This is a genomic window from Actinokineospora spheciospongiae (genome assembly GCF_000564855.1).
Taxonomy (GTDB): domain Bacteria; phylum Actinomycetota; class Actinomycetes; order Mycobacteriales; family Pseudonocardiaceae; genus Actinokineospora; species Actinokineospora spheciospongiae.
Window position 1 is genome coordinate 1 of the sequence record NZ_AYXG01000249.1, and the last position, 1,129, is coordinate 1,129.

Consider the following 1,129-nt stretch of genomic DNA (forward strand, 5'->3'; position numbering starts at 1 on the left):
CGCCCACGGGGACGTTTCCCGCTGTGGAGCGCAGGTCGGATCAGCCTGCTGATGCCGCAGGTCATCGCCGCACCCCCACCGGTTCGTTCCCGCCGGTCGAGCGCAGGCCGGAAGACCCCGCGGACGCCGCAGGCCGCCGCCGCGCGCCGACCGGCACATTTCCCCCGGTCGAGCACAAGCCCGGTGAATCCGCCGATGCCGTGGGCCGCCGCCGCGCCCCCACCGGCACGTTCCCCCCGGTCGCCCCCGCCGAACCCCAGGCGGGCAGGCACGCCCCCACCGGATCGTTCCCGTCGGCCGCCCACCCCGACCCGACCCCCCGGCACAGCCCAACCGACCCCCGGCGCACCCCGAGCGGCACCTTCCCCCCCGTCGCCGAACCAGCCGCCCGACATACCCCCGACGACGGCGCGGGCCGCCGCCGCACCCCCACGGGGGCCTTCCCACCCGCCCCGACCTCCGAGGACCCGGGCAGGCACGCCCCGACCGCCCCCGGGGAATCCACCGGCCGCCGCGCCCGCCCGGAGGGCAACGCCCCGGCGGGTTCGCACGCGCAGGGCAAGTCCGTGGAGGAACTGCTGGCCGCACACGGCACCGGCGCCACCCCCCGCCGACGCCGACGCCGCGAGGACGACTGAGCCAGCACCACAGCCCCACATCACCACCGCTGCTCCACCACGTCCCTGTCACTGCACCACCACTGCGCCACCGCGCGGCGGCACGCCACCACCGCCGCATCGCCGCATCGCCGCCGCCGTCGCCGTCGCACCACCACTGCGCCACCACACTGCCGCCGCCACCGCGCCGCCGCCGCACCACTATCGCCGCCGCCGCGCGGTGGCACGCCACCGCATCGCCGCTGCCGTCGCGCCACTGCTGCGCCGCGCCACCACCGCTGCGCCACGCCACCGCTGCCACGCCGCCGCGCCATCGCCGCCGCCGCGCGCCGCGCCATCGCCGCCGCGCCGCGCCATCGCCACCACCACCGCTGCCACCACCACCGCTGCCACCACCACCGCTGCCACCACCACCGCCGCCACCACCACCGCTGCCACCACCACCGCTGCCACCACCACCGCCGCCACCGCCGCTGCTGCCGCTGCCACCGCCGCCGCTGCTGCCACCGCTG

The 1,129-nt window shown here is 78.8% G+C and carries 2 pseudogenes; one reads left to right on the forward strand and one right to left on the reverse strand.

Annotation, left to right across the window (positions count from 1 at the left end):
- Positions 1-638 (forward strand): annotated as a pseudogene (locus UO65_RS37735) (hypothetical protein); the annotation flags it as partial.
- Between the two features lie 180 nt (positions 639-818).
- On the opposite strand, the pseudogene UO65_RS37105 reads toward UO65_RS37735, so the two are convergent.
- Positions 819-1,129, reverse strand: a pseudogene (locus tag UO65_RS37105) (hypothetical protein); the annotation flags it as partial.